Here is a 25,501-nt window from a genome sequence, read left to right as displayed (position 1 = left end):
GGGCGACGGCGGTGAGGTGGGCTGGGCGGTGTTGACGGGTCCGGGGCGCGGTGTCCTGATCGGCGCGCTTCTTCTCTACGCGTTGGCCTTCGTCCTCGGATATCCCGAGCTGGTGGTGCTCGCGTCCGGTGGGGTCATCGCCCTGATCGCCGCGCTGGTGTGGACGCTGCCGCAGGCGAGGCTGTCGGTCCGGCGGGAGCTGACGCCGGTGAAGGTGTCGAGAGGGGAGGCCGCGGTCGCCGTCCTGCACGTCGAGAACCACGGGCGGTGGACGCTGGCCGGGCTGCGGGCCCGCGACCGCGTAGGGGCGGCCGACCACGTCGTCGAGCTGCCGCGCCTGCGCGGCGGCGCGGCGCGGGCGGTGTCCTACGCCCTGCCCACGGACACTCGCGGTGAGATCGGCGTCGGCCCGCTCGCGGTCGTCCGCGAGGACCCGCTCGGCCTGACCCGCAATGTCGCGGAGTACGGCGAGGCCGCGTCCCTGCTGGTCCGCCCGCGTACGGTGCCGCTCGGGGTGCTGCCGTCCGGCCGGGCCCACCACCTGGAGGGGCCGAGCGGCGACCGCGCGCCCAGCGGTACCGCGACCTTCCACACGCTGCGTGAGTACGTCGTGGGCGACGACCTCCGGCACGTCCACTGGCGCTCCAGCGCCCGGACGGGCACGCTCATGGTCCGCAGGCTCGTCGACGCGAGCCTGCCCACGACCACGGTGGCGCTGGACACGCGTGCCGTGTCGTACGTCTCATCCGATTTCGAACTGGCGGTGGAGGCGGCGGCGTCGGTGGCCGCGGGCGCGGCCCGGGCCGGGTTCCCGGTGAGGGTGGTGACGGGCGAGCAGGTGGTGGCCGACCTCAAGGGCGGCGGCGCCGACGTCGAGGCCGTGCTCGACAAGCTCGCCGTGGTGCGGCCGTGCGCCGATCCCGCCGCCGACCCCGTGCGCGCGGTACGGCCGGGAGGGGCGCTGGTCGTCGTGACAGGGGAGCCCGGCGGGCTGGACAGGGTGGCCGCCGCGCGCCGCCGCCACGACCGTACGGTCTGCCTGCGGATCGCCCCCTCCGGCGGTCCGGTGTCCGCGCCCGGGGTCACGGTCGTCGACGTGCCCGACCTGGAATCCCTGGCCGCGGCCTGGCCGGCGGCGTCCCGATGAGCCTCGCCACCACCGGCGCGCAGGGCGGCGAGCAGCGCGAGGACCCCGGCGCGACGCCGCCTCCGGGCACGCGACCGCCCGCCGACGACGAGGAGCGCATGAGCGGGACGCGTGACGGCCGAGGGGCGACGCCGGGCCCCGGGAGGCGCGGGATCGCCGACGGTGTGGCGTCGGCGCTGGTCGCGGCGTCGGCGGGGGTGGCGGGCTGCGGGTTCCAGCGGGTGTTCGCCCTCGGGGACCTGCTCCCGGTCGTCGCCGTCGCGGCGGTCGCGCCGGTGCTGCTCGCCGTGCTGACCAGGCGCCGGCCGTTGTGGCTGTCCCTGCTCGTCCAGCTGGTCGTGTGGCCGCTCACCGTGTCGGCGACCCTGTTCCGCGCGGACGCGGTGGCGGGGTTCCTGCCGTCGGCGCGGACCCTCGCGGGCATCACCGGTGGCCTGCTCGACTCGTGGCGGGCGCTGCTGACCACGATCCTCCCGGCCCCGGCGGAGCCCCGGCTGTTGGTGTTCGTGCACTTCCTGGTGTGGTTCGCGGCGCTGGCCGGCGCCGAGCTGGTCCTCCGTTCGCGGCGACGGGCCCGCGTGCTGCCCGCCCTGCCCGCCCTGGTGGTCTTCGCGCTCGCGGTGCCGCTCGGCGTGGACGGCCCGGGGTCGGACATGGCGGTGGCCGCGGTCCTCCTGGGGCTCGTCGCGGCGCTCATGGTCGTGGGCGGCGACCGTGGCGGAGTCGTGCGGATGCTCGCCGGCGTCCCCGTCGCGGTCGTCCTCGGCCTGGCCGCCCTGCTCGTGGCGCCGCTGCTGCCCGTCGCGCGGGAGCCGTACGACCCTCGGTCGCTCGTCGAGCAGCCACAGGTGGCGCGGTTCGACAGCGTCAGCCCGCTCGACCGGGTGTCGGCCTGGCTCCAGATGCCCACGACGCCGCTGTTCACCGTCAAGGCGGCGCGGCCGGAGTACTGGCGGCTGGCGGTGCTCGACACCTACGACGGGGTGCGCTGGTCGTCCTCGTCGCGCTTCCAGACGACCGGCGGGCGGGTGCCGTCCGGGCCGTACCGAGGGGCGTACGAGGTGTTGGACCAGACGGTGACGCTGCAGGGGTTGCCGGGGACGTGGCTGCCGGCGGCCGACCGGCCGGTGGCCGTGTCCGGCATGGGCGTCGCCGTCGACCGGTCGGGCGCGCTGATCGCCACCGCCCGGGGGGCGACCGGCGCCACGTACGACGTCACCTCGTGGGTGCCGCGGCCGTCCACGGCGCAGCGCCGCGAGGCCGTGGCGGTGGGGCCGGCGCCGCCTCTGCCACCGGACATCGCGGTGTTCCGATCGCTCGCCGAGCGGATGACGCGGAACGCGCGCTCGCCCTACCAGCAGGCGACGCTGCTGGAGCACTACCTGCGGACGCGGGAGAAGTACGACGTCACCTCGCCGCCGGGGCATTCGCTGGCCGCGCTGGAGTACTTCCTCCGCACCACTCACCGGGGCACCTCCGAGCAGTTCGCCTCCTCGTTCGCGCTGCTCGCCCGCACGCTCGGGCTGCGCAGCCGGGTGGTGGTCGGCTTCCGGCCGGGGACGCCGCGGGACGGCGTCTTCCAGGTGCTCTCGGGCGACGTGCTCGCCTGGCCGGAGATCGAGTTCAAGGACCTCGGGTGGGTGGCGTTCGACCCCACCCCGGAGCGGAGCGGCTCACAGGCGAGGCAGGACGTCGTGAGCACGGCGGTCAAGGAGCGCGAGCAGCTCGCCCAGCAGATCGGCGGCACGGCCAAGCAGCCCAGGCCTTCCCCCACGCCCACCCCGGAGACCGGGGACGACGCGGCGCGGCCGTCCGGCCCGCCGGTCGCGGTCCTCGCCGCGGGAGGGGCGGCCGGTGCGGTGCTCGCGTACGTGCTGGCCGTGGTGATCGCGCCCGTGCTGCGCCGCCGTCGTCGCCGGCGTGGTGAGGTGGGCGAGCGGGTTCTTGGCGCCTGGCGGCAGGTGTGCGAGGACCTCGGCCTGGACGGCGAGGTGTCGTTGACGGCCTCGGAGGTCTCGCAGCGCGCCGTGGAGCGGGTGGGGCCCGAAATATCAGCAGATATCGGGGCGCTGGCGGAGCTGTCGAACTACGTCGAGTTCGCCGGGCGGAGCGTCGGATCGGATGCCGCCGACGAGGCCTGGCGCCGCGCCGACGCCGTCGCCCGGCGGGTATGGCGCACGACTCCACTCCTCGCCCGCGTGGCCGGCCGCCTCCATCCCCGCTCGCTGCGCCCCGCACGCCCTCCGCGAAGGTCGACCTCCGGGCGCTGAGGCGATGCTCGCCGAGGTGCCCGACGTACTGCGGCGCCGGATTCGCCGTACGTCGTCCCGCCGACGCGGCGCCGGTCGAGAGCACCGCATCAGGCGTATGGGGGACGCGGCGAAGGTGGGCCGGTCGGCGGGGCCGCTGCCACCGCGCTGGTCGGGCCTCCGCCGGTGAGCTCGTCGGTCACCCTTGCCCTGCCGGGGAGGCGGGATTCAGGGGCCGGCCGTGGCGCTGGGGGCGCCGCCCTGCGGTGAGCTCGTCGGTCGCCTTTGCCCTGCCGGGGAGGCGGGATTCAGGGGCCGGCCGTGGCGCTGGGGGCGCCGCCCTGGGCGGTGGCGACCGCGTCCCTGATGCACAGGGGCGCCGACCACGCCACCTTCGAGGAGGACCCGATGCTGAGCGCGACGCCGACGCGGAAGCAGTACCCCTGCTCGGGGTCCAGGTCGAACACCCGGGTGGAGGTGGCGGCGCGTTCCAGCGGGGTCAGCGCGTTGGTGACGACGGGCTCCTGCTGGAGCACCAGAGGGTATCTCCTCGCGCGGCCGGGCAGCGTCCAGCGCAGCGTGACCTGCTTGCCCGCGTCGTCGGCCACCGACAGGCGCCGGGGGCGCAGGCTCGCCAGCACACTGTCGTCGATGGCCGCGGTGGTGTCCGGGGTCGGCTTCCCGGGGGAGGTGACGCCGGGGCTGGACGGCTTGACCGGGCCGGAAGGGGTGCCGCCCGCCTGGGGCACCGTACCGGTGGGGCGGGCGGGGGCACCGGATCGGTCCCACAGGAACGCCGCGCCCGCGACGGCGGCCACCACGATCGCGGCGACGGCCAGTCCGGCGACGGTGACGAGCCGGACCGACCGGAACGAGGCCCCCTGCCTGGACGAACCCCCGGGGGCCTGACTCGAGCCGGCGGGATCGGACGGGGCGGCGGGAGCGGGGACCGGCGTGGGGGCGTTGGCGGGAGCCGGGGACGGCGGTCGCTGTACGGGCGCGGTCGCGGGGTGAGGGGTGGGGCCGCCCGCGGGCTGCGACGCGGAGGCCGGGGACGACGCGGAGTGCGGGAAGGGAGGGAAGGGAGGAGCGGTCAGAGGCTGCGAGCCGTCCGGCCCGGACTGCGGCGCCATGGGGCCGGTGCCGCGTAACCCGCGCGCGGGAGCACTCGTGGAAGCCGCCGGTGGGACGGGATCGCTTGTGGGGTGGGACGGCTGCCCCAGGTCCCCGGCCAGGTGAGACGGCTGGGCGGGGCCGCCTGTGGGGTGGGACGGTTGCGCTGGGTCCCTGGACGGGTGAGGTGGTTGGGCGGGGCCGTTCGTGAAGTGGGACGGCTGGGCGGGGCCGTTTGTGGGGTGGGACGGTTGCGCCTGGTCGCCGGGCGGGTGGGGCAGGGCGCCGGTGGGGTGGGCGGGGGCGTTTGTGGGGCCTTCCGGGGGTGTGGGGTGGCTGGATTCGCCGGGTTGGGGCTGGGCGCCGGTGAAGTACGCGGTGCCGCCGACCAGGTCCGTCACCGGGAGGCCGAGTTCCCGCTGGACGTGCTGGAAGCGGGCGGCGAGATGGGCCGCGCTGGCGTACCGGTCCTCCGGCCGCTTGGCCATGGCCTGGACGATGGCCTGGGTGAGTGCGGCGGGAACGTTCGGGCGGGCGACGGGCGGCGGGTCGTGACTGAGAACGCGGAGGATGAGCGGGGCGACCGCCGTATCCGCCGGGTCGTAGAAGGCGGGCAGCCCGGCGAGCAGGTGGTACAGCGTCGAACCGAGGGAGTAGATGTCGGACGCGGCGCTGTGCGGCTTCCCGTTGAGGATCTCGGGTGCGGCGTGCATCGGCGTGAAGGCCTGCCCGAGCGCCGACACCTCGGCCGAGTCCACGACCCGGGCGATGCCGAAGTCGGCGAGGGCCGGCTCGCCGTACCGGGAGACGAGGATGTTCTGCGGCTTGAGGTCGCCGTGGAGGACCCCGGCCGCGTGCACGGCGGCGAGCGCCCCGGCCATCTTGACGCCGATGCGCAGCACGTCGGCGACGGGCAGCGGCCCCTCGCGGTCGAGCCGCTCGCGCAGGGAGCCGGCCTCGAAGAAATCCATCGCGATGTACGGCCGGCCGGAGCGGGTGAATCCGGTGTCGAAGACGGTGACGACGTTGGGATGGCCGGTGAGGCGGCTGGTGAGCCGGAGCTCCCGCTGGAACCTGCGCATGGTCCCCTGGTCGACCCGGTCCACCGACAGCACCTTGAGCGCCACGACCCGGTCGAGAAGCTCCTGCCGGGCGCGGTAGACGACGGCGAAGCCCCCCTGCCCCGCCTGTCCAAGGATGCGGTAACCGGGAGCATCGTCGAGTGCTTGCACCGTGAATCTCCCCATACGTCCCCGTTACGGTGATCCTAGTGCGGCCGGGCGTCGCGCGGGGGAGATCCGGCTCAGGCCCGGCCCGGGAGCCCGTCCAGGATCGCCGGGAGGTGGATCGGCGCGAGGAGATAGGCGCCGACGACCAGCGCCACGGCCGCCACCAGCAGGAACAGGAACACGAAGAACCCGCCGGGGAACGGGGTGAGCCGCGCGAGCTGGTCGGCGTCGGAGTCGGGTGCCCTGCCGCGGCGGCGTTTCGCACGCAGCTCCAGGATCGGGCGTATGCCGCCGATGAGAAGGAACCACGCGGCCAGCTGGGTGCCGATGGCCTGGATGTCCGGCGGGGCGTACCACGACAGCGCGAACACCGCCCCGCCGATGGTGAGCAGCGAGACCACGCCGAACACGTTGCGGATCATCAGCAGCATGCAGGCGAGCAGCAGCAGGATCGTCCACAGGAGGATCGTGATGTGGCCGGCGGCGGAGAGCCAGGCCGCGCCGAGCCCGAGCAGCGAGGGCGCGACGTACCCGGCGGCGGCCGTGCAGATCATGCCGGGCCCGGTGGGACGGCCGCGGGTGAGGGTGACGCCTGAGGTGTCGGAGTGCAGGCGGATGCCCTGGAGCTTGCGCCTGGTCAGCAGGGCGACCAGCGCGTGCCCGCCCTCGTGGGCGACCGTGATGAGGCCTCTGGAGATCTGCCAGGAGGTGGGGTAGAGGACCACGCCCAGGGCGGCGAGACCGGCCAGAATCGTGACCCACATGGGCGGGTCCGGCTGCACGGCCGTCAGCCGTGCCCAAAGACCGCTGAGCGACTGCAGGGTCCACCTCCGTTGGTACGGCCACCGGGCGCGCGAGCGTCGAGCACATAGCCTCGCACGCCCCGGCCCACCCCCGCACCCTTCCCGAAGCCCGCCCACCGGTCGTCCAGAACCGGGGGCTGCTTGGGATGGGGATTCGGTGGTTCGGACAGGGGGTGGGGAGTGGGATGGGGTTATGGGTGAGGGTGCGTGTGGATCCGGGAGGAGGGGTTCTAAGCTGGGGCAGTGCCAAACTCCAGTTCAGTGGCGTCACGGAGTGACGAGCATCGGCAGGTCATCCGGATGTTCTATGACGCCTTCGCCCGCGGTGACGTCGACGGCCTCAGGGGCTGTTACCACCCTGATGTCAGCTTCGGCGATCCCGTGTTCACCGAGTTGCAGGGTCGTGAGCGTGTCGTGGGCATGTGGCGCATGCTGCTCGGCCGCGCCTCCGAGTTCGAGGTGTCGGCGCGTGACATCGACGCCGGTGACCACTCCGGCTCGGCTCATTGGACGGTGCGTTACACCTTCCCGCCCACCGGCAGGCGGGTGCGGAACGAGGTGGACGCGCAGTTCCGGTTCGAGGACGGGCTGATCGTCCGGCACCGCGACGTCTTCGACTTCCGCCGCTGGTCCACCATGGCGTTCGGCGTGCCCAGCGGCATGGTGATCGGTTCGATGGGGGTGCTGCGCCGCCGGGTGCGCGACCGGGCGCGTGGGCAACTCGAGGAGTACCTGCGGGGTAATTCGCCCATATCAGGTTAGGGTCTGACCCGGGCGGTACGGGCCAGTTGTCCCGGCCGTCCGAGGTTGTCCCGACCACGCAGGGAGGTGTGCCGTGCCGGAGCGCCGTGTTCGCGGGCTGAAAGACCTGATGCGAGTGCCGATACGTGGGGCCGATCACGAGGTGGCCCCGGAGCATTCCATGGACCCCCGCCCGTCCGAGGCCCTGGAGATCCCGGCGCAGCGAAGCGTGATCGACAACGCGATCTACGTCGACGGCCGGCGCGTCGCCACGCCGCCGTCCCTGTCGGAGGCGGTGACGGCGCTGCGGTCGCGGCCCGGCAGCATGGCGTGGATCGGCCTCTACCGGCCGGCGGAGGCCGAGATCCTCAAGGTCGCCGAGGAGTTCGGGCTGCACGAGCTGGCCGTCGAGGACGCCATCGTGGCCCACCAGCGGCCGAAGGCCGACCGGTACGGCGACACCCTCTTCCTGGTCCTGAGGGCCGCGCAGTACCTCGACTCGCCGGAGAAGGTCGAGTTCGGGGAGCTCCACGTCTTCGTGGGCCCCGACTTCGTGCTGACCGTCCGCCACAGCGAGGCGCCCGACCTCAGCAAGGTCCGCCGCCGGATGGAGACCGACCCCGACCTGCTGCACCAGGGGCCGCAGGCGGTCCTGTACGCCATCCTGGACGCGGTCGTCGACGGGTACGCGCCAGTGGTCGCGGGTCTGCAGAAGGACATCGACGAGATCGAGGTGCAGGTGTTCGGCGGCGACCCGGCGGCCCCCCGGCGCATCTACGCCCTCTCGCGCGAGGTGATCGAGTTCCAGCGGGCGACCCGCCCGCTGCTCGACATGCTGAACGGCCTGATCGCCGGGTCCGCCAAGTACGGCGTCGACGGGGAGCTGCAGCGCTACCTGCGCGACGTCGCCGACCACGCGATCACGGTGGTGGAGCGGGTCGACAACTTCCGGCAGATGCTCCAGGACATCCTCATCGTCAACTCCACCCTGGTCAGCCAGGCGCAGAACGAGGAGATGAAGAACCTCACCCAGGCCAGCTACGCCCAGAGCGAGGAGGTCAAGCGGATCTCCTCCTGGGCGGCCATCCTCTTCGCCCCCACCCTCGTCGGCACGATCTACGGCATGAACTTCACCCACATGCCCGAGCTCGCCTGGACGTACGGCTATCCGTTCGCGGTCGCCCTGATGGCGGCGGTCTGCGTCACCCTCTATCTGGTCTTCAAACGGCGCGACTGGTTGTGACCATAAAGGGGGATTAATCCGGCATTCGGGGTAGGTCCGGCGGTATGGAGGATCGTCTGCTCGAACTGCACGCCATCGCGATGGACGAGTTCGGTCTCCGGGTGGCGATGATCAATGACGACCGGTGGTCCGCCCCGACGCCCTGCTCGGAGTGGACCGTCCGCGACCTGGTCGGCCACCTCGTGACCGAGCAACTGTGGGTGCCCCCGCTGCTCGCGGGGGAGACCGTGACCGAGATCGGCGACCGGTTCGAGGGCGACCCGCTCGGCGACGACCCCGTGGCCCGCTGGACGGAGGCCGCCGCCGCGGCCCAGCAGGCCTTCGCCGAGCCGGGCGCCCTGGACCGCGAGGTGCACCTGTCCTACGGGACGGTCAGCGCGCGGCGGTACTGCAGGGAGATGACGAGCGACCTGGCCGTCCACGCCTGGGACCTCGCCCGCGCGCTCGGCGTCAACGACCGGATCGATCCGGATCTGATGTCCGAGGCCTACGACTACCTGTCCCCGATGGCAGGGCAACTGGAGCAGAGCGGTATCTTCGCCCCGGCCGTCCCGGTGCCGGACGACGCCGACCCGCAGACCCGCACGCTCGCCCTGACCGGCCGCCGCCCGTGACCGTCCCGCCGCCGAAACCTCTGGCCACCACCCGTGACCAGCCCGCCGAACCTCCTGAGCGCCACCCGTGACCGTCCCGCTGCCGAACCGCCCGGCCGCCGGCCGTGAGCGCCGATCATGAACCGTCCCCGCATCGCCGCCGGACGGTTGTGAGACATTAACGCCCTGCTAACCGGCTCCGCCCTACGCTGCGGGAACGTGCGTGTGCGCAGCCGGCTGATCCCTCCCGCCCTCGCGGCCGTCGTGGGCCTGTGGGGTGTCACCGTTCCCTCGTTCTGGCGCGACGAGTCGGTCAGCGCCATGGCGGCCGGGATGTCCCTGTCCGACCTGTGGCGGCTGCTCGGCGCGATCGACGCCGTCCACGCGCTCTACTACCTTCTCCTGCGTCCGTTCGCGGCGCTGAGCACGAGCGAGCTGGTGCTCCGCCTGCCCTCGGTGATCGCCACGGCCGCCGCGGCGTACGGGATCGCGGTGATCGGCGGGCGGCTGGCCTCCGAGCGGGCCGGGCTGGTCGCCGGGGCGGTGTACGCCCTGCTGCCGATCGTCAGCCGGTACGCGCAGGAGGCCCGCAGCTACGCCATCGTCAGCGCGGTCGCGGTCCTGGCGACCTTGACCCTGCTGAACGCGCTGGACGGCAGGCGGTGGCGGCACTACGTCTGGTACGCGGCCTCGCTGGCCCTGCTCGGCTGCCTCCACCTGTTCGCGCTGCTGCTGGCGCCCGCCCACGCGGTCACGGTGCTGCTGCTGGGCCGCCGCGAGCTGCCGCGCTGGGTGGCCGCCGCCGGGGCCGCCGGCCTGGTGGTGCTGCCGCTGGCGCTCGTCGCCTCCGGGCAGGAGCAGCAGGTCGCCTGGCTCAAGCGGCCCACCGTCGGGAACCTGCTGAACTTCGCGCACCAGACCGGGGGCACCTGGTGGGCGGTGGCGCTGCTGGCCGTCCTGGCCGCCGCCGGCACCGTGGTGGCGCTGCGGCGGGCCCGGCCGCTCGCGCTGGTGGCGCTGCCGTGGGCCGTGCTCCCGGTGGCGCTGTCGTTCGCGATCTCGCAGGTCCACCCGATCTACAACCCGCGGTACCTGCTGTTCTGCGTCCCCGGGGTCGTCCTGCTCGCCGGCGCCGTCTTCACCGTCCGGCCGAAGGCGGCCCCGGGCGAGGCGGCCCGCCCGCCCGTGCCCGCGGCCCTGGTCGTGAACACCGCGCCGGTCCTGGCGGTGGCGCTGCTGGCGGTCCTCGTCGTGCCCGCGCAGGTACGGCTGCGGCAGCCCGCCGCTCGTCCCGACGACCTTCGCACGCTGGCGTCGTCGCTCGCCGCGCAGGAACGGCCGGGCGACGCGGTGCTCTTCGTCCCGCGCCGGTACCGCCTGTTCGTCGGCGTGTACGGCGCGCCGTACGACCGGCTGGCGGACCTGACCTTCGCCCCGGGGCGCTTCGAGCCCCGGACGGCCGCCCAGTTGCGCGCGGTCGCGGGCCGCTACCAGCGGATCTGGATGGTCTCGCCTCCACAGGGAGCCCACTGGCGCGACGACGAGCGCTGCCGGGCGCTGCTGGCCGACAAGCGTTTCCGCCACGCTCCCAGCCAGGCCTTCGGCAGGGTGCGCCTGACGCTGTTCACCCGGGTGTGACGTTCAGGCGAGCAGCTTGCGGGCGGCCTCCTCGATCTCGGCCTCCGACAGCAGCACATGGGCGGCGGCGTCGCCCAGCGGGACGAAGCTGTCGCGGGAGGCGACCCGGGCGACGCGGCCGGAGAAGCCGTGGTCGGCCAGCGCCGCGATCACGCCCTCGGACACCCCTCCCGAGCCGCGCGTCTCGTCGGCGACGAGCACCTTGCCCGTCAGGTCGGCGGCCCGCAGGAGGTCCTCCACCGGGAGCGGCGACAGCCACCGCAGGTCGAGCACCCGGCAGCCGTACCCCTCGGCGGTGAGCCTGATCGCGGCCCGCAGGCTCATGCGCAGGCCGTTGCCGAAGGTGACGATGGTGAGATCGCGTCCGTCGCCGTAGGAGCGGCCCCGGCCGATCGGCACGTGGGTCTCGGCCCAGCGGGCCGGCGGGACGTACGGCGTGAGCCAGCCGTTGTCGCCCTCGTCGACCAGGTCGCGGGTGTTGTACAGCGCGATCGGCTCCAGGAACACGCACACCTCGCCGTCGGAGCGGGCGGCGGCGACGCAGGTGCGCAGCATCGCGGCGGCGTCGTCGGGACGGGCGGGGGAGGCCACGACGAGGCCGGGGATGTCGCGGAGGGCGGCCACGGAGTTGTCGTTGTGGAAGTGGCCGCCGAAGCCCTTCTGGTAGGCGTAGCCGGGGACCCGCACCACCATCGGGTTGCTGTAGGCGCCCTTGGAGAAGAACCGCAGGCTCGCGGCCTCGCCGCGAAGCTGGTCGAGGGCGTTGTGGAGGTAGGCGAGGTACTGGATCTCGGGGATCGGCAGCAGGCCGGAGGTCGCCGAGCCGAGCGCCAGGCCGAGCAGCGCCTGCTCGTCGAGGAGCGTGTCGAACACCCGCCCGGCGCCGAAGCGCTTGAGCAGCCCGCGCGTGACGCCGTACACGCCGCCCTTGCGCGCGACGTCCTCCCCGAAGAGGATCACCTCCGGGTTGGCCGCCATGACGTCGGCGAGCGTGCGGTTGATCGCCTGCGACAGGGTGAGGGCACCCTCGTGTTCGGGAAGGGTGTCGCCGAAGGCCCGCGCGCGGTCGTCCGCCTGGCGCACCGCCAGGCTCGCGACCCGGGCCGGACGCCGCGGCGCGAGCGGCTCCATGACCTCGCGGGCCGAGCCCAGCCGCGGCCTGCGGGTGGACTCCAGGGCGAGCTTCAGCACGTGCTCGCGGATGGTCTCGTAGCGCCCGAGCAGCTCGTCCGGCACGGCGAGCCCGGCCTCGGCCAGCAGCCTGGCGGTCGCCAGGAGCGGATCGCGGTCGAGGTCGGCGGCCAGCTCGCGGGGGGTGCGGTAGGCCGACTCGACGTCGGAGCCGGCGTGGCCCATCAGCCGGACGGTGCGCAGGTGGAGGAACGCCGGTGACCTGCGGGTGCGGACGTGCTCGGCCGCCCGGCACGCCACGTCGTAGGCCTCCGCCAGATCGCAGCCGTCGGCCCGGAAGCGCGGGATGAGGGGGTGCCCGGCGGCCTCGACCCACCCGGGTGGGGTGCGCACGCTGATGCCGATGCCGTTGTCCTCGCACACGAACAGGATCGGCAGCGGCAGCCCCTGGTAGGCGCAGTAGGCGGCGGTGTTGAACCCGGTGAGGGCGCTGGCGTGGTTGACCGACGCGTCGCCGAAGCTGCACACCGCGATCGACCCGGCCGGCCAGGGGCCGGCGACGCCGAGCTTGCGGGCGCGCTCGATGGCGAAGGCGACGCCGACGGCGCGCGGCAGGTGGCTCGCGATCGTGGAGGTCTGGGGGATCACCGCGAGATCGGGGTGGCCGAAGACCTTGTGGCGGCCGCCCGCGATCGGCTCCTCGGCGGCCGCCGCCAGGCCGAGCAGCACGTCGCGCAGCCCCTCCTCGGCGAGCCGGCCGGCCCGGGCCGAGCGGGCCAGGTAGAACGCGCCGGAGCGGTAGTGCAGGAGCGCGGGGTCGGTGGCGCGGACGGCGGCGGCCACCGCGGCGTTGCCCTCGTGACCGGCCGAGCCGATGGTGTAGAAGCCCTCGCCCTGCTCGCGCAGCCAGCGGGCGGCGATGTCGAGCAGCCTGCTGGCGAGCTGGATCTCGAAGAGCTCGCGACATCGCGCCCCGGTGAGCGTCGTGCCCGGGCGTACGGGCAGGGAGGGATCGCGCCGGGGGCCGGGTGTCAACGCGGCTACCGACTGTGTGAAGTGCGTCTCGACTGTGTCGCGGGCCACAAAGCCGATTATGTCGCCATGACCCGCCCGGCGTCCCGAGGCTTGCCAAGAGAGTCTGACTGTCCGTGTGGAGCGGTCTATTTGACAGTAGTTAATGACGGTTTGTCAGGATGCACAACCATTGCCACAAACGAGCCGTCTACTTGTTAGGAAAACGTGGCACCCTCAAAGCCGCGTTAAAGCTACGGGAAGGAAGGTTTCCCTGTGTTTCAACGCATCCGTGCCGCCGTCGTGGCGCTGGCGATGGGCGCCGGGGCTCTCGCCCTGGTGGCCACGCCCGCCTCGGCGACGGCGGTGGTGGTCAAGGCGGCCCCCGACGTCTCCTCGGTGGAGGTGAGCCCGAGCCCGGTCGTCGTCCAGGACAAGGACGGCACGCCGGTCACGTTCAGCTTCGTCACCGACGGCGCGACCACCGGCGGCTTCACCCTGAAGCGGCCCGACGGCTCGACCGTCGACGTCGAGGCCAAGAAGGTCGGCGACTCCGGCGGCAAGCAGAAGTGGCAGGGCACCCGCACCTTCACCCGCTCCGACGCCCCCGGCGGCTGGAACGTCAGCGCCAAGGCGACCAGCGTCGTCGGCACCGGTAAAGAGGGCAAGGACTTCCAGGTCAAGCAGGTCTGGGAGACCGACCTCGCCGGGTTCGGCGCCTCGCCCGAGCCCGTCGACCGGGGCGACCGGCTGAACCTCCGGGGCCGGCTGCTGATCAACGGCACCGGCGGCTGGAAGCCGTACCAGGGCCAGAAGGTGTACGTGGCCTTCCGCGCCGAGGGCTCCTCGGGGTACGACCGGGTCGCCTCCGACCACACCGACGAGAGCGGCCGGTTCTCCCTCGGCGTCAGGGCCGAGCGCAGCGGCTGGTGGCGGGCCGAGTACGACGGCTCCGACGTGGCGCACAAGGCGGTCAGCGACAGTGACCAGGTCGACGTCCGCCGCCACGACACCGGCAGCCGGATCCTCGGCTTCGACGTCAACCCGAACCCGGCGGAGCTCGGCGACGAGCTCAGCGCGACCGGCCGGTTGGTGGCGGGCTGGTCCGGCGACTGGAACGACCACCGCGGGCAGAAGGTCGACCTGCTGTTCAAGGCCGACGGGTCGGGTTCGTGGCGCTTCGCCGGGTCCGACTGGACCGACCGCCACGGCCGGTTCCGCATCGACACCGAGGCGCGCCGGTCCGGCTGGTACCGTGCCGAGTTCGACGGATCCCGCGGCGTCCGCGGCAGCGGCAGCCGCGCCGTGCACGTGACGGTGGAGGAGCCGCAGCGGCCCGCCGACACCCGGATCGTCAAGTTCAACGCCTACCCCGAGCCGGTGAAGTACGGCCGGTACGTGAAGAACATCGGCAAGCTGCAGATCTGGGACGGCGACCACTGGACCGCGTACGACCACCAGAAGGTCGCGCTGTACTTCAAGCGCGCCGGCCACAGCAAGTGGGAGTACGTCAAGACGGCCACGACCAACGGTTCCGGATCCTTCTGGATCAAGGTCAAGGCCTGGAACTCCGGCTCCTGGCAGGTCCGCTTCAAGGGCGACGGCGAGGCGGACGGCTCGGCGAGCCGCGGCGACTACGTGCGCGTGAAGAAGTGAGCGGGCGCTAGTCACCGCGAGACGGGGACGGCCCGGGAGCCTCGCGCTCCCGGGCCGTTCGCGTGCCGGGGTGGTCCGGTGGTCCTTACCGATTTCTGGCCGTGGTCATGCCGTGGGCTCCCGGGGAACGCCATGATCCAGTGCGATGATCCTCGGTGGCTGTGTTCGGTCGACACCGTCAGCGGGTGGGCCGACGCCCCGCAGGATCCGCTGCGGGCAGCTGGATCACGAGCGAATTCGGGGGGATTCATGATCCGTGAAACGTTCCTCGCCGCGGCGGTCATCGCCGGGCTCTCCTTCTCCGGATCGGCCGCGTGGGCCGACGCCGGGCAGGTGACGACGAAGGCGTCACCGCAGTCCGCCTGCAAGGTGGGCGAATGCGAAGGCGTGGCGTGCCCGGCCGGGTACACCTGCGTCTACTCGCCGAAGCAGTGCATCACCGCACCGTGCCCGCAGTACGAGTGCGTCCCGATCGGCGGCACCACTCCGACGATTCCGATCGTCACCCCGCCGGTGGTCCTGCCGCCGATCTACGGCCCCGGCTGGCCGTACTACGGGCCGGGCTGGCCGTACTACTACCGGCCCGGGTGGCCTCGCCACTACTGGCCCCCCAGGACCCACCCGGTCCCGCTCCCCAGGCCGGTCCCCAGGTCGCCGGTCCGGCCGTTCCACAATGAGCCGGAGGGCCGGCCCGCGATCGCGCCGCAGGGTCCGGGCCAGTCCGGCCTGCCGCCGCAGGGTCCGGGTCGGCCCGGTTCGATCCTGCAGGGACCGGGGCAGCCGCCTCTCCCGCAGGCCGGCCCCGGGCAGCAGCCCGCTCCCGCGCCGCACCCGGCGTGATGACGCGGACCCCGCGGGCGGACCTCTAGGCCGCGGGCTCGCATGCGACGGCCGTGCCGGGGCGGTGAGCACCGGTACGGCCGTGCGGTGGCGTCAGCGGCGGGCGAGCGGCCGGACCGGATGACGGGCGCTCCCGCGCGCCGGATCCGTCACTCCGGGTCAAAAGTCGCCCCCGGCAGATTCTCGTGGGGACGTTCAGGGTCGATGCCGTTCTGCTCGAAGTACTCGAGCACCGTCCGTATGAACTGGGCACGGTCGCCGCCGAGCAGATCGGTTATCTCGAAGGCGCGGCCGATGAGCTCGGCACGGACTTCCCCGAAGCTCCGCCCGGATCCGACCGGGTCGGCGCCGATGCCGACGCCTTGCATGACCTGCTGGATCATGGGGAGGACGTCGCGCTGGAAGGCGTCGGGGTTGGCCATGCGGTACTCGGCCAGCCAGTCGAGAACCCTTCCCACCGCGACGGCGTCGTCCGCATAGATCACGATGTTGTCCATACGACTGCCGGCCACGTCGAAGCCGCTCATCTTGGCCTGGCCGACGCCGGGGAACCGGGCCGGGTCGTCCAGCACCTCCCGCACCAGATCCCGCATCAGGAGCGGAAGCTCGTCGGGGTGGGCATTGATGTACACGCGTTGGGTGACGGTGGAGGAATCCGCTCCGGCCCGGAAGAAGACGCTGAAGTGGAAGGCCAAGGCGTCGACCTGCACTTCATCTCGGCGGAAGAGCCGGCCCAGGTTCTGCTCCGTCTTCTGAACGATGGTATGAGCTCCGTCGGGCCTTCCGAGGACGGCGCTCCTGATGATGTTCACCCAGGACTCGGGGGAGATGGTGCGAGTCGTCGGTTCGGCCGAGAGCGCGTACATCCCGTAGATCCGATGAATCCTGTCCCTGATGTCGTCGCGTTGGTCCCAGATGTCGTTGAGGAACGCTTCCAGGCTCTCGCGGGACAGCGCTGGGGGCCGGCTGCCGTTCTCGTGGTGCGACAGCAGGCGCAACGTCTCCACTTCCTCGAACGACGGGTCCAGGCCCATGTCCTGCAGCATCCGGTCGACCTCGATGAATTTCCGAGGAGTCTCGATCAGGTCCGGGTGCCGGTCGATGAGGTCGTGCAGGGCCGCCTGTTCGTGCTCCGGCATCAGGTCGACCAGGTACCGGACGTCCGGCGGGGCGTCACCGAAGTGGTGGGACACCGGCCCGGCCTCGCCGGAGTGGTGATGCGGCGGCACCGGAGCGTCACCGGAATGGTGATGGGGTGTCGCCGCCGGGGTGTCACCGGAGTGGCGGGGCGCCGCCGGGGTGTGGGCATCTGATCGCGCCGGAGCCGGCTGATGGGGCGCGTGCTCGGCGGCCCGGGCCGCCGGCGTCACCTCCACAGGGTGGTCGGGCAGGCCGACGGCCCTCTTCGTCGCGTCCCACATCACGTGCAGCGAATGCTTGCCGAACATGTCGCGCATCGCGCGGTCGAATCCGGGCAGATCGTGCGTCGAATCCCATGCGTCGCGGATCGAGTCTTCGAGATACTTGACGAAGTCCTTTCCGTCGACCAGGCGCGGGGCGTTCAGCTCGCGCCGTTCGTGGGACAGCCGCCGCATCGCCTCCGCCTGGTCGAAGGTGACGTCGCGGCCCAGCCTGTCCAGAGTCCTGCGGACGTCGGCGAGAGTGCTGGGCTCGGCCACCAGGTCGGGGTGCCGGACGACGAGGTCGACGACCTCCTGCCGCTCGGCACCTTGGAGGCTGCGCGCCACGACATCGAGCATCCTCTGGACATCCTCCCGAGAGTCGCCCGCGTGGTGCGGGGAGGCCTCGGGGGCTCCCGGATCGGCATGGTGGTACGCGTCCGGGTGTGCGGCGCCGGCTGCCGGGCCCTCCGCCCGCGGGCCGGCCTGAGCCGGTTCGGGCCGGGGTTCGGCGGCCGGGGTGTCGAGGTGGTGGGGCGAGGCCGGCGTCTCATGGCGGGGGGCGATGGTGACTGGTGTGATGAAGCTGTCGCCCAGCTGGAGTATGTCGCCGTCGAGCAGCGGCACCTCTTCCCCTGGAGTCAGTTCCCGGCCGTTGACCCGCGTACCGAACGTCGACCCTTCGTCGCGGATCCACATGCCGCCGTCCTCGTGGGCGCCGATGGTGGCGTGGGTACGTGAGACGTCTGGGAAGCTGGCCAAGTCGATCGCCGAACCCAGGTTCCGGCCGATCCATACGCTGCCGCCGGGCTCGACACGGACTTCGGCGGAATTTCCGTGGACGGTGAGCGTGGCCCTGGCGGGCCGGACCTCCCCACGAGCCGGCCGGGGGGGCTGCGCCTGGTACCCATCGGCTCCGGGTCCGTTGTGGTACCGCGGATCGCCAGGGGAGCCGTGGTCGGCTCCGGGTGTCCAGCGGTGCACGGTGGCCGCCGCCTCGGCGAAGTTCCGAGGGCGGGGATCGGCCACGGGTGAGGTCTGTCCGGGTTCGCCGGCCTTCGGGGCCGCAGCCGATTGGGCCTGGTGCGCAGCCGGTACGGGCGCGTCGGCGGTCTGCGCGAGACGGGGCCCGGAATCGTGCTGCACGGTCCGCGGAGGCGCTTGTGCGGTGGTCTGCGGAGCGGGTTCCGCGGCCGGACGCGGCGGGGGAGAGGAGTGGCCAGGGGCGGCCGCGCCCGTGGCGGCGTCTCCCCCGATCGCCGAGGCCACATGTGGCCGAGCCGGGGCGCCGGCGCCGGGCGCGGCCGCGTGGGAAGTGCCGCCGGGTTCAGGGACGGACCGGTTGACCAGCGCGTCGATGCTCGGCCGTTGGGCCGTCCCAGGGTGGACCACGGCGGCGCCGTCGAGGCGTACCGGGCCGGGCGTGTGCGCCGCTGCGGTTCCCCCGCCGGACGCCGGCTCGGGGGAGCGTGCCTGCGGGCCGGCGTGCTCCGACATCACGGCGGTGTTCCTGTGCCCGGCGAGGGTCGTGTGCGACTGATCGGAGCCGGCCTGGAAGTCACCGGCCCTGGACCGGGCCTCCGCCCCTGGGACGAACCGCTCGCCGCCACTCGCACCCGTGTCCGCGTCGGGGTGGGGTCTGGCGAGTGCCGAGCCGTCGTCGACGGCGTAGTCGTGCGTCCTGGCGCCCGGGGCGTCCGCCCCGTCGGGGTGGGGTCTGGCGGACGGTGAGGTGTGGGCGCCGGTGGAGGTGCGCGGGCCGGGATGGGGGCCGCCGGGTGCGGAGGCGCTCTCGGTGGTGTGGCCGCGCGTCCCGGCCCCCATGTCGGGGGCGGCCGGTTGATGGGAGGGGCGCGAATGCGCGGGGACGTCGATGCCGCCGACGACGCCTGAGATGAGGGCGGTGAGCAGGTGCTCGGGGTCGAGGTCGCCGCTGATCGCGAGCCCGGGAACGGCGCCGGCGGTGGCCGAGACGCCGCCCAGCAGCGCCTGCCCGTAGAGGCTCTGCCCGAACGCCGCCAGCTTGTCGCGTACGGCGAGCTCGGCGGTGGAGCCGATGTACCGCACCTCTTGCGTGGCCAGGCGGGAGACGCCGAAGCCCGCGACCGAGAAGACCGCGCCGCCGATGCCACCGCTGACGGTCGACAACAGCAGCGACAGCGCGTCGTAGTTCTCACGGTGCCCGAACAGGAGTTGCGCCGTCTGCACGCCCAGGTCCAGACCGCCGGAGATCACGGCGAACTTCATCGTGTTCATCAGGACCAGTTTTTTGAGCGCGTCGATCGACATCTTCGTCAGCACGGTCCGCGCCTGGATCGCGGCGAGGACCGCCGGGCCGTTGAAGTAGATCCACACCATCAACCGGAGGATCGTGAGGCCGAGCAGCGCCAGTGAAGCGTAGATCATCCACTGGGTGTGCTCCATCTGCGTTCCGTGTTCGCGCAGGCGGGCCGCCTCGCCCCGGATCGCCGTCTCCAGACGATCGAGCAGTGCCCGTCCTGAGAGCCGAGCGGAGCCGGTGCCTTTGCCGTCATCGGCGAGCTGGGCGAACACCTTCTGGAACGTGTCTTTGGCTTCGCCTTCCCACAACTGGTCGTCCAGCATGCGGAAGACGTCCTCGATGTCTTCGGCCTTGATCTGGGAAAGCCAGTCCGCCAGTCGATCCTGGGTGTCCGCCTCGGCCCATATCTCGCCCGGCTCGCCCTCAGGAAACGCCCCGCCGGCCAGGAACGGCGCCAGAGGCTTCACCACATCGGGCACGAAGCCGAGATCTAGTCCCATCAGCTCCGCTTCACCCTTGGATCCCCGCCCCGGGCGGCACGCTCATGACGCGGGTGACGCCTCGCCACCGACCCGGTCGACGACCGGGCGGCCGGATCGTCATCTCCACGTGGGTTCCCGTTCACCTGGACACGACATGATCGAACGTTATCTGTTCGAGCGACGATTCCGCGCCGGTTTCGCCGGTGTTTCACCCAGGTTGTGGTTTTGATAGATCGGTGTCCGAATAATGGACGGTCGAGGCATCCTCGGCGGCGCGGTAGTTGATCGACGTCTTGCCGAGCAGCGGGGCGTGGTCGGCGACCGCCCGCGCCAGTATCCGGAGGCCGGTGTCGATCGCGTTCAGGCGCGGGCTGTGGGACCGCCAGTAGGCGCTGCCGTAGTCGTCGTCGCCGACGGCCCGCCGCGTCGCCGCGGTGGAGTCACCGAACCGCGCCTGCACCTCGGAGACCCGGTCGGCCGCGCCGGACACCGCACCGGCCAGGCCGCGCAACCGGGTCTCGCTGGAGCTGAGTCCCTCGTATCCCATGCGAGCGGACCCTACCCGGTGGCGCGGCGGGTTTGAAGACACAGGAGGACGAGGCCGTCACGATCACGGGCGCGTCCGGTCGTCCACGTCCGCGGCCGTCTCCTGGAGGAGAAGGGATTCCGCGCCGGGTGCCTCCCCGAGCAGGTCCTCCAATGTGACCCCCTCGGGGAGGAAGGGCTCCATCGCCTCCTGCACGGCACCGGTCACCTCCCGCGTCGCGGCCGAGATCTGCTCCATGATCGAGGCGGCCAGTTCCGAGGGCGACAACTTGCGATAGACGCGGGGATCCAGCTCGATGGCCCGGACCTCACCGCGAGGCCCCACCGTCACGCTGACCAGGCCGCCCTTCGAACGGGCCGTCGCGGACAGCTCCCGCATGTCCTGGTGTGCCTGGCGGAGCCGCTCGGTCTGCTCGTTCACCTTCTTGACGAGCTGCTCGAGCATCGCCCACGACTCGTTCATGTCCATGTGACTTCCCGTCCACTAGGCCACAAGATGATCGAACGGTATCCGCTCGGCACCGACCTGAGAGCGCGCTAATCCGCGCGGCGGAACTGGGCGATGGCGACGCCGAGCAGGGCGAGGCCCATCAGGGCGACGATCCCGAGCTCCACGCCGGTGGGGACGCGCCAGCCGAACCAGTGGACCCCGGGGTTGAGGGTCTGGACGATCCGCGGGTTCACCGACAGGTGGGTGAAGACCGCGTGGCGCATCGGGTCCACGGCGTACGTCAGCGGGTTGATCTTCGTGAGGAACGCCAGCCAGGCCGGCAGGTTCGCCAGGGGGAACATCGCCCCGGACAGGAAGATCATCGGCATGATGGCCATCTGCATGACCCCGAAGAAGCTCTGCATGTTCTTCATGCGGGCCGCCAGGCTCACGCCGAACGCGGTGATCGTGAAGGACGCCAGGAACATCTCGCCGAGCAGCGTGAGGATCAGCGCCGGGGAGTAGGGCACGTGGACCAGCCCGGCCAGGGCCAGGATGATGACGCCCTGCACCGTCGCCACGACGCCGCCGCCCAGGCACTTGCCCAGTACGATCGACGCCCGGCCGACCGGGGCCACGAGCATCTCGCGCAGGAAGCCGAACTCCCGGTCCCACACGATCGAACCCGCCGAGAACATCGCCGTCGTGATCACGGTCATGGCGATCACGCCGGGGTACATGAACGTGCGGAAGTCGACGCCCTGCACCGGTCCCCGCGAGATCAGCGTGCCGAGGCCGGTGCCCATCACGAACAGCCACAGCACCGGCTGGACCAGCGTGGAGACCATGCGGGTGCGGTCGTTGACGAACCTCAGCAGCTCGCGGTGCAGCACGATCTTGATCGCCCGCAGGTCGTGGCGCACGCTCCGCCCCGGCACGCGTACCTCGACGATCCCGGGCGAGCCCAGCTCTGTCGCCATCGCCTACCTCCTCGCCCTGGCCCGCATCCACGCCGCCGCGCCGCTCTCGGCCTCGGCGTCGCGGATGGTGGAGCCGGTGTAGTTCATGAAAACGTCGTCGAGCGACGGGCGGGACACGCTGACCGACCGGATCGGCACCCCGAGGTCGGCGAACAGCAGCGGTACGAACTCCTCGCCCGAGGCGACGGCGAAGGTCACCACGCCCTCCCGGACGGCCGCCTCCAGGCCGAAGCGCTCCCTGAGCGCGGCGATGGCCTTCTCGTCGTCGGCCGTCTGGATCTGCACGCGGTCCTTGCCGACGCTGGCCTTCAGGGCCTCGGGGGAGTCGATGACCACGATCTCACCGTGGTCGATGATCGCGATCCGGTCGCAGTACTCCGCCTCGTCCATGTAGTGCGTCGTCATGAAGATCGTGATGTCCTCGGAGTGACGGAGCTTGTTGATGTACCCCCAGATGGCGGAGCGGGTCTGCGGGTCCAGGCCCACCGTGGGCTCGTCCAGGAACAGCACGCGGGGGGAGTGCAGCAGGCCGCGGGCGATCTCCAGGCGGCGCTTCATGCCTCCGGAGAACGTCATGACCTTGGCGTCCTTGCGGTCCCAGAGGGCCACCATCTCCATGACCTGCCGCAGGCGCTCGCCGACGACGTCCTTCGGCACGCCGTACAGCTCGGCGTGGAAGCGGAGGTTCTGCTCGGCGGACAGGTAGCCGTCGAGGGTGGGGTCCTGGAAGACCAGCCCGATGTTGCGCCGTACCTGGTCGCGCTGCCTCACCACGTCGTGGCCGGCGACCGTCGCGCTGCCCCCGGTGGGGTTGACCAGGGTGCACAGCATGCTGATGGTCGTGGTCTTGCCCGCGCCGTTGGGGCCGAGGAAGCCGAAGACCTCCCCGGGCCTCACCTCGAAGTCGATGCCCTTGACGGCCTCGACGTCGCCGTAGCTCTTCTTGAGCCCTCGTACGGAGACGGCGGGCGTCTCGCTTGTCGTCACTGTTCCTCTTCCTCCTCGTCTGCGTCGTCGGCGAGGATCGCGAAGATCGACCTTCTGGTGGTCTTGAGGAGCCGGCTCGCGGCGGCCACCTGCTTGGCGTTCGCGACGTGTGTGAGCTGCCCGAACGCCTCGCTGAGCTGCCCCCACAGCATGCGCAGCTCCATCATCTCCTCGGGCAGGCTGCGCGCGACCTCCGCCCAGGGGTCCTCGCGGTGGCGGGCGACGTGGCCGCGCCCCGTGTCGGTGATCCGATAGGTGCGGCTGCCGCCGGACTCCTCACCGGTCACCAGGCCCTCGTCCTCCAGCTGCTGCAGCGCCGGGTACACCGAGCCGGGGCTCGGGCTCCAGACCCCGTGGCTGCGGCCGCGGATCTCCTGGATCAGCTGATAGCCGTTGGCCTCCCGCTCGGCGAGCAGGGCCAGCAGCGCGGCCCGGACGTCCCCCCGTCGTACGCGCGGCGCGAAGTGGGCGCCCGGCGGCGGGGGGCCGGGTAGGGGCGGCGGGCCCGGCGGGTACGGCCTCGGCGGCACGGGTCCCATGTGGTGCGGGGGGAACGGCGGCACCTGTGCGGCCGTCCGCGCGTGCCGGTCGTGTGCGGCGTCCATGGCTGCCATCCTTCCAACTATCGAGATACTTTGACGATATATCTAGATAGTTGGCAGAACAACCCTCTTTCCGGACATATGGGTCTCGCGACGTCCCCGGCGGTCCTCCGGCCTGTCAAGGTGCGGGAGGGGAGGTTAGTCCTCGTTAACGAGGGTGGTCAGGGCGGCGCGGGCCATGGTGTGGAGGAGGGGCGCCATCTCGTCGCGGGGGAGTTCGCCGGCGCTGTGCGGGGTGGAGTTGAGCAGTCCGAACACCGCGTGGGTGGCCGCGCGCAGGCGGGGCGGGCGCACGTCCGGGTAGAGCTCGCTGAGGACGGTCACCCACTCCTCGACGTAGAGCCGCTGCAGCCGCCGGATCTGCCGGCGCGACGGCTCGGGGACGTTGCCGAGCTCGCGGTCGTGCACGGTGATCAGCGCCGGATGGTCGAGCGCGAACTCGATCTGGCCGCTGATCAGCGCGTCCAGCGCCTCGGCCCCGCTCTGCGCCCGGGTGACCCTCTCGACCCCGGAGGTGCGCAGCCGCTCGCTGATGTCGAGCAGCATCTCGGCAAGCAGCGACTCCTTGCCGCTGAAGTGGCGGTACAGCGCCGGGCCGGAGATGCCGACCGCCCCGCCGATCTCCTCGATCGACACCCCGTGGAAGCCCCGGGCCGCGAACAGAACGGCGGCGGCGTCGAGTATCTCCCTGCGGCGAGGGCTCGGAACGCGGGTAGGACTCGGGACGGCCGTCATGACCGGCAATGGTAGACGAACGGGTTAATGATGACTAACATCCAGGTCGGTGTTAGCGAACGTTAACTCCAGGGAGGTGCGCGACATGGCCCCTGTGCTCCGGACCACGGTGAGCCCGGGCGGCGAGGAGTTCAAGCGCAACGCGGAGGTCAACGAGCGGCTGGCCGCCGAGCTGCGTGAACGCCTCGCCGTCGCCGCGCTCGGCGGTCCCGAGCGCTCCCGCGCGCGGCACGTCGCGCGCGGCAAGCTCCTGCCCCGCGACCGCGTCGGCACCCTGCTCGACCCCGGTTCGCGCTTCCTGGAGCTCTCGCCGCTCGCCGCCACCGGCCTCTACGACGACGAGGCGCCGGCGGCGGGCATCATCACCGGCGTCGGCCGGGTCGGCGGGCGCGAGTGCGTGATCGTCGCCAACGACGCCACCGTCAAGGGCGGCACCTACTACCCCCTGACGGTCAAGAAGCACCTGCGCGCGCAGGAGGTCGCCCTCCACAACAACCTGCCGTGCGTCTATCTGGTCGACTCCGGCGGCGCGTTCCTGCCCATGCAGGACGAGGTCTTCCCCGACCGCGAGCATTTCGGCCGCATCTTCTACAACCAGGCCACCATGTCCCGCCAGGGCATCCCGCAGATCGCCGCCGTGCTCGGCTCCTGCACCGCCGGAGGCGCGTACGTCCCCGCCATGAGCGACGAGGCGGTCATCGTCCGCGGGCAGGGCACGATCTTCCTGGGCGGCCCGCCGCTGGTGAAGGCGGCGACCGGCGAGGAGGTCACCGCCGAGGAGCTCGGCGGCGGCGACGTCCACTCGCGGGTCAGCGGCGTGACCGACCACCTCGCCGAGGACGACGCCCACGCGCTCGCCATCGTCCGCGACATCGTCGCCACCCTCCCGAGCCCGGCGCGGGCCTGGGAGCGGGCGCGCCCCGAGGAGCCCCGGCACGACCCGCGCGACCTGTACGGCATCGTCCCCGCCGACACCCGCACCCCCTACGAGGTGCGCGAGGTGATCGGCCGCATCGTCGACGGCAGCCGCTTCCTGGAGTTCAAGGCCGAGTACGGCCCCACCCTGGTGACCGGGTTCGCGCACATCCACGGGCATCCCGTCGGCATCGTCGCCAACAACGGCATCCTGTTCAGCGAGTCCGCCCTCAAGGGCGCCCACTTCATCGAGCTGTGCGACCGGCGCGAGATCCCCCTGGTCTTCCTGCAGAACATCAGCGGCTTCATGGTGGGCCGCGCCTACGAGCACGGCGGCATCGCCAAGCACGGCGCCAAGATGGTGACGGCGGTGTCCTGCGCCCGGGTGCCGAAGCTCACCGTGGTGATCGGCGGCTCCTTCGGCGCCGGCAACTACGCGATGGCCGGGCGGGCGTACTCCCCGCGCTTCCTGTGGATGTGGCCGAACGCCCGCATCTCGGTCATGGGCGGCGAGCAGGCCGCCAACGTCCTCGCCACGGTCCGGCCGGGCGGCGACGACGAGGCGGAGTTCAAGCGGGCCATCCGCGAGCGCTACGAAGAGCAGGGCAATCCCTACTACTCCACCGCGCGGCTCTGGGACGACGGCGTGATCGACCCCCTCGACACCCGCACCGTCCTCGGGCTCGCGCTCTCGGCGGCGGCCAACGCCCCCCTCGACCCCATCGGCTACGGCGTCTTCCGGATGTGAT

At 72.2% G+C, this 25,501-nt stretch carries 19 protein-coding genes; 9 read left to right on the top strand and 10 right to left on the bottom strand.

Annotated features, from left to right (window positions below; genetic code table 11):
- Positions 1–28 precede the first annotated feature (28 nt).
- Positions 29–1,147: a DUF58 domain-containing protein gene (locus KIK05_RS22845; RefSeq protein ID WP_214412836.1), complete on the top strand. Its 1,119-nt coding sequence runs from the start codon at positions 29–31 to the stop codon at positions 1,145–1,147.
- Positions 1,144–3,417, top strand: coding sequence for a transglutaminase TgpA family protein (locus tag KIK05_RS22840; protein ID WP_214412835.1), 2,274 nt, complete (start codon positions 1,144–1,146; stop codon positions 3,415–3,417). The genes KIK05_RS22845 and KIK05_RS22840 overlap by 4 nt, the downstream gene beginning before the upstream one ends.
- A 287-nt stretch (positions 3,418–3,704) precedes the next feature.
- Here the strand turns inward: KIK05_RS22840 and KIK05_RS48240 are convergent, their stop codons facing one another.
- Positions 3,705–5,741 (bottom strand): serine/threonine-protein kinase, encoded by a 2,037-nt coding sequence (locus tag KIK05_RS48240; protein ID WP_214412834.1) that lies wholly within the window; start codon positions 5,739–5,741, stop codon positions 3,705–3,707.
- A 71-nt stretch (positions 5,742–5,812) separates the two neighbouring features.
- On the bottom strand, positions 5,813–6,502 hold the full coding sequence (locus tag KIK05_RS22830) for a M50 family metallopeptidase (protein ID WP_214412833.1): 690 nt from the start codon (positions 6,500–6,502) through the stop codon (positions 5,813–5,815).
- 300 nt (positions 6,503–6,802) lie between these two features.
- Between KIK05_RS22830 and KIK05_RS22825 the strand changes: the two genes are divergently transcribed.
- The 4 genes from KIK05_RS22825 (at position 6,803) to KIK05_RS22810 (ending at position 10,756) form a co-directional block, all read left to right on the top strand.
- Positions 6,803–7,303 (top strand): nuclear transport factor 2 family protein, encoded by a 501-nt coding sequence (locus KIK05_RS22825; protein WP_308250065.1) that lies wholly within the window; start codon positions 6,803–6,805, stop codon positions 7,301–7,303.
- 73 nt (positions 7,304–7,376) lie between these two features.
- Positions 7,377–8,525: a magnesium and cobalt transport protein CorA gene (locus KIK05_RS22820; protein ID WP_372455606.1), complete on the top strand. Its 1,149-nt coding sequence runs from the start codon at positions 7,377–7,379 to the stop codon at positions 8,523–8,525.
- A 44-nt stretch (positions 8,526–8,569) separates the two neighbouring features.
- Positions 8,570–9,139, top strand: a complete 570-nt coding sequence (locus tag KIK05_RS22815) for a TIGR03086 family metal-binding protein (protein WP_214412831.1) — start codon at positions 8,570–8,572, stop codon at positions 9,137–9,139.
- Positions 9,140–9,337: 198 nt separating this feature from the next.
- The gene (locus tag KIK05_RS22810; RefSeq protein WP_214412830.1) at positions 9,338–10,756 is read left to right on the top strand and encodes a glycosyltransferase family 39 protein; all 1,419 of its coding nucleotides are present in this window, start codon (positions 9,338–9,340) and stop codon (positions 10,754–10,756) included.
- Positions 10,757–10,759: 3 nt separating this feature from the next.
- Here KIK05_RS22810 and KIK05_RS22805 read toward each other — a convergent pair whose 3' ends face one another.
- On the bottom strand, positions 10,760–12,970 hold the full coding sequence (locus tag KIK05_RS22805) for a thiamine pyrophosphate-dependent enzyme (RefSeq protein ID WP_214412829.1): 2,211 nt from the start codon (positions 12,968–12,970) through the stop codon (positions 10,760–10,762).
- A 204-nt stretch (positions 12,971–13,174) separates the two neighbouring features.
- Between KIK05_RS22805 and KIK05_RS22800 the strand changes: the two genes are divergently transcribed.
- Positions 13,175–14,554 (top strand): hypothetical protein, encoded by a 1,380-nt coding sequence (locus KIK05_RS22800; protein WP_214412828.1) that lies wholly within the window; start codon positions 13,175–13,177, stop codon positions 14,552–14,554.
- A gap of 249 nt (positions 14,555–14,803) precedes the next feature.
- Positions 14,804–15,394 (top strand): hypothetical protein, encoded by a 591-nt coding sequence (locus tag KIK05_RS22795; RefSeq protein WP_214412827.1) that lies wholly within the window; start codon positions 14,804–14,806, stop codon positions 15,392–15,394.
- 149 nt (positions 15,395–15,543) lie between these two features.
- Here the strand turns inward: KIK05_RS22795 and KIK05_RS22790 are convergent, their stop codons facing one another.
- The 7 genes from KIK05_RS22790 to KIK05_RS22760 all read right to left on the bottom strand — a co-directional run bounded on the left by KIK05_RS22790 (position 15,544) and on the right by KIK05_RS22760 (position 23,837).
- The gene (locus tag KIK05_RS22790) at positions 15,544–19,575 is read right to left on the bottom strand and encodes a T3SS effector HopA1 family protein (RefSeq protein WP_214412826.1); all 4,032 of its coding nucleotides are present in this window, start codon (positions 19,573–19,575) and stop codon (positions 15,544–15,546) included.
- A gap of 190 nt (positions 19,576–19,765) precedes the next feature.
- Complete coding sequence (locus KIK05_RS22785) at positions 19,766–20,104, bottom strand: hypothetical protein (RefSeq protein WP_214412825.1); 339 nt, start codon at positions 20,102–20,104, stop codon at positions 19,766–19,768.
- A gap of 63 nt (positions 20,105–20,167) precedes the next feature.
- Positions 20,168–20,572: a YbaB/EbfC family nucleoid-associated protein gene (locus KIK05_RS22780; RefSeq protein WP_214412824.1), complete on the bottom strand. Its 405-nt coding sequence runs from the start codon at positions 20,570–20,572 to the stop codon at positions 20,168–20,170.
- Between the two features lie 68 nt (positions 20,573–20,640).
- Positions 20,641–21,513: an ABC transporter permease gene (locus KIK05_RS22775; RefSeq protein WP_214412823.1), complete on the bottom strand. Its 873-nt coding sequence runs from the start codon at positions 21,511–21,513 to the stop codon at positions 20,641–20,643.
- A 3-nt stretch (positions 21,514–21,516) separates the two neighbouring features.
- The gene (locus KIK05_RS22770; RefSeq protein ID WP_214412822.1) at positions 21,517–22,500 is read right to left on the bottom strand and encodes an ATP-binding cassette domain-containing protein; all 984 of its coding nucleotides are present in this window, start codon (positions 22,498–22,500) and stop codon (positions 21,517–21,519) included.
- On the bottom strand, positions 22,497–23,105 hold the full coding sequence (locus tag KIK05_RS22765) for a PadR family transcriptional regulator (RefSeq protein WP_250563268.1): 609 nt from the start codon (positions 23,103–23,105) through the stop codon (positions 22,497–22,499). Before KIK05_RS22765 ends, KIK05_RS22770 begins: the two co-directional genes overlap by 4 nt.
- 135 nt (positions 23,106–23,240) lie before the next feature.
- Positions 23,241–23,837 (bottom strand): SACE_7040 family transcriptional regulator, encoded by a 597-nt coding sequence (locus tag KIK05_RS22760; RefSeq protein ID WP_214412820.1) that lies wholly within the window; start codon positions 23,835–23,837, stop codon positions 23,241–23,243.
- A gap of 94 nt (positions 23,838–23,931) precedes the next feature.
- Here KIK05_RS22760 and KIK05_RS22755 point away from each other — a divergent pair, with 94 nt between their 5' ends.
- Positions 23,932–25,500, top strand: a complete 1,569-nt coding sequence (locus tag KIK05_RS22755) for a carboxyl transferase domain-containing protein (RefSeq protein ID WP_443729128.1) — start codon at positions 23,932–23,934, stop codon at positions 25,498–25,500.
- Position 25,501 lies beyond the last annotated feature (1 nt).

This window comes from Sphaerisporangium fuscum (assembly GCF_018531465.1).
Classification (GTDB): domain Bacteria; phylum Actinomycetota; class Actinomycetes; order Streptosporangiales; family Streptosporangiaceae; genus Sphaerisporangium; species Sphaerisporangium fuscum.
This window is presented reverse-complemented; position numbering and strand designations above follow the sequence as displayed.

Coding starts and splice junctions, on each gene's coding strand:
- KIK05_RS22840 (WP_214412835.1), top strand. CDS start 1,144: ATGAGCCTCGCCACCACCGGCGCGCAGGGCGGCGAGCAGCGCGAGGAC.
- KIK05_RS22830 (WP_214412833.1), bottom strand. CDS start 6,502: ATGTGGGTCACGATTCTGGCCGGTCTCGCCGCCCTGGGCGTGGTCCTC.
- KIK05_RS22815 (WP_214412831.1), top strand. CDS start 8,570: ATGGAGGATCGTCTGCTCGAACTGCACGCCATCGCGATGGACGAGTTC.
- KIK05_RS22795 (WP_214412827.1), top strand. CDS start 14,804: ATGATCCGTGAAACGTTCCTCGCCGCGGCGGTCATCGCCGGGCTCTCC.
- KIK05_RS22790 (WP_214412826.1), bottom strand. CDS start 19,575: ATGGGACTAGATCTCGGCTTCGTGCCCGATGTGGTGAAGCCTCTGGCG.
- KIK05_RS22785 (WP_214412825.1), bottom strand. CDS start 20,104: ATGGGATACGAGGGACTCAGCTCCAGCGAGACCCGGTTGCGCGGCCTG.
- KIK05_RS22780 (WP_214412824.1), bottom strand. CDS start 20,572: ATGGACATGAACGAGTCGTGGGCGATGCTCGAGCAGCTCGTCAAGAAG.
- KIK05_RS22775 (WP_214412823.1), bottom strand. CDS start 21,513: ATGGCGACAGAGCTGGGCTCGCCCGGGATCGTCGAGGTACGCGTGCCG.
- KIK05_RS22765 (WP_250563268.1), bottom strand. CDS start 23,105: ATGGACGCCGCACACGACCGGCACGCGCGGACGGCCGCACAGGTGCCG.
- KIK05_RS22760 (WP_214412820.1), bottom strand. CDS start 23,837: ATGACGGCCGTCCCGAGTCCTACCCGCGTTCCGAGCCCTCGCCGCAGG.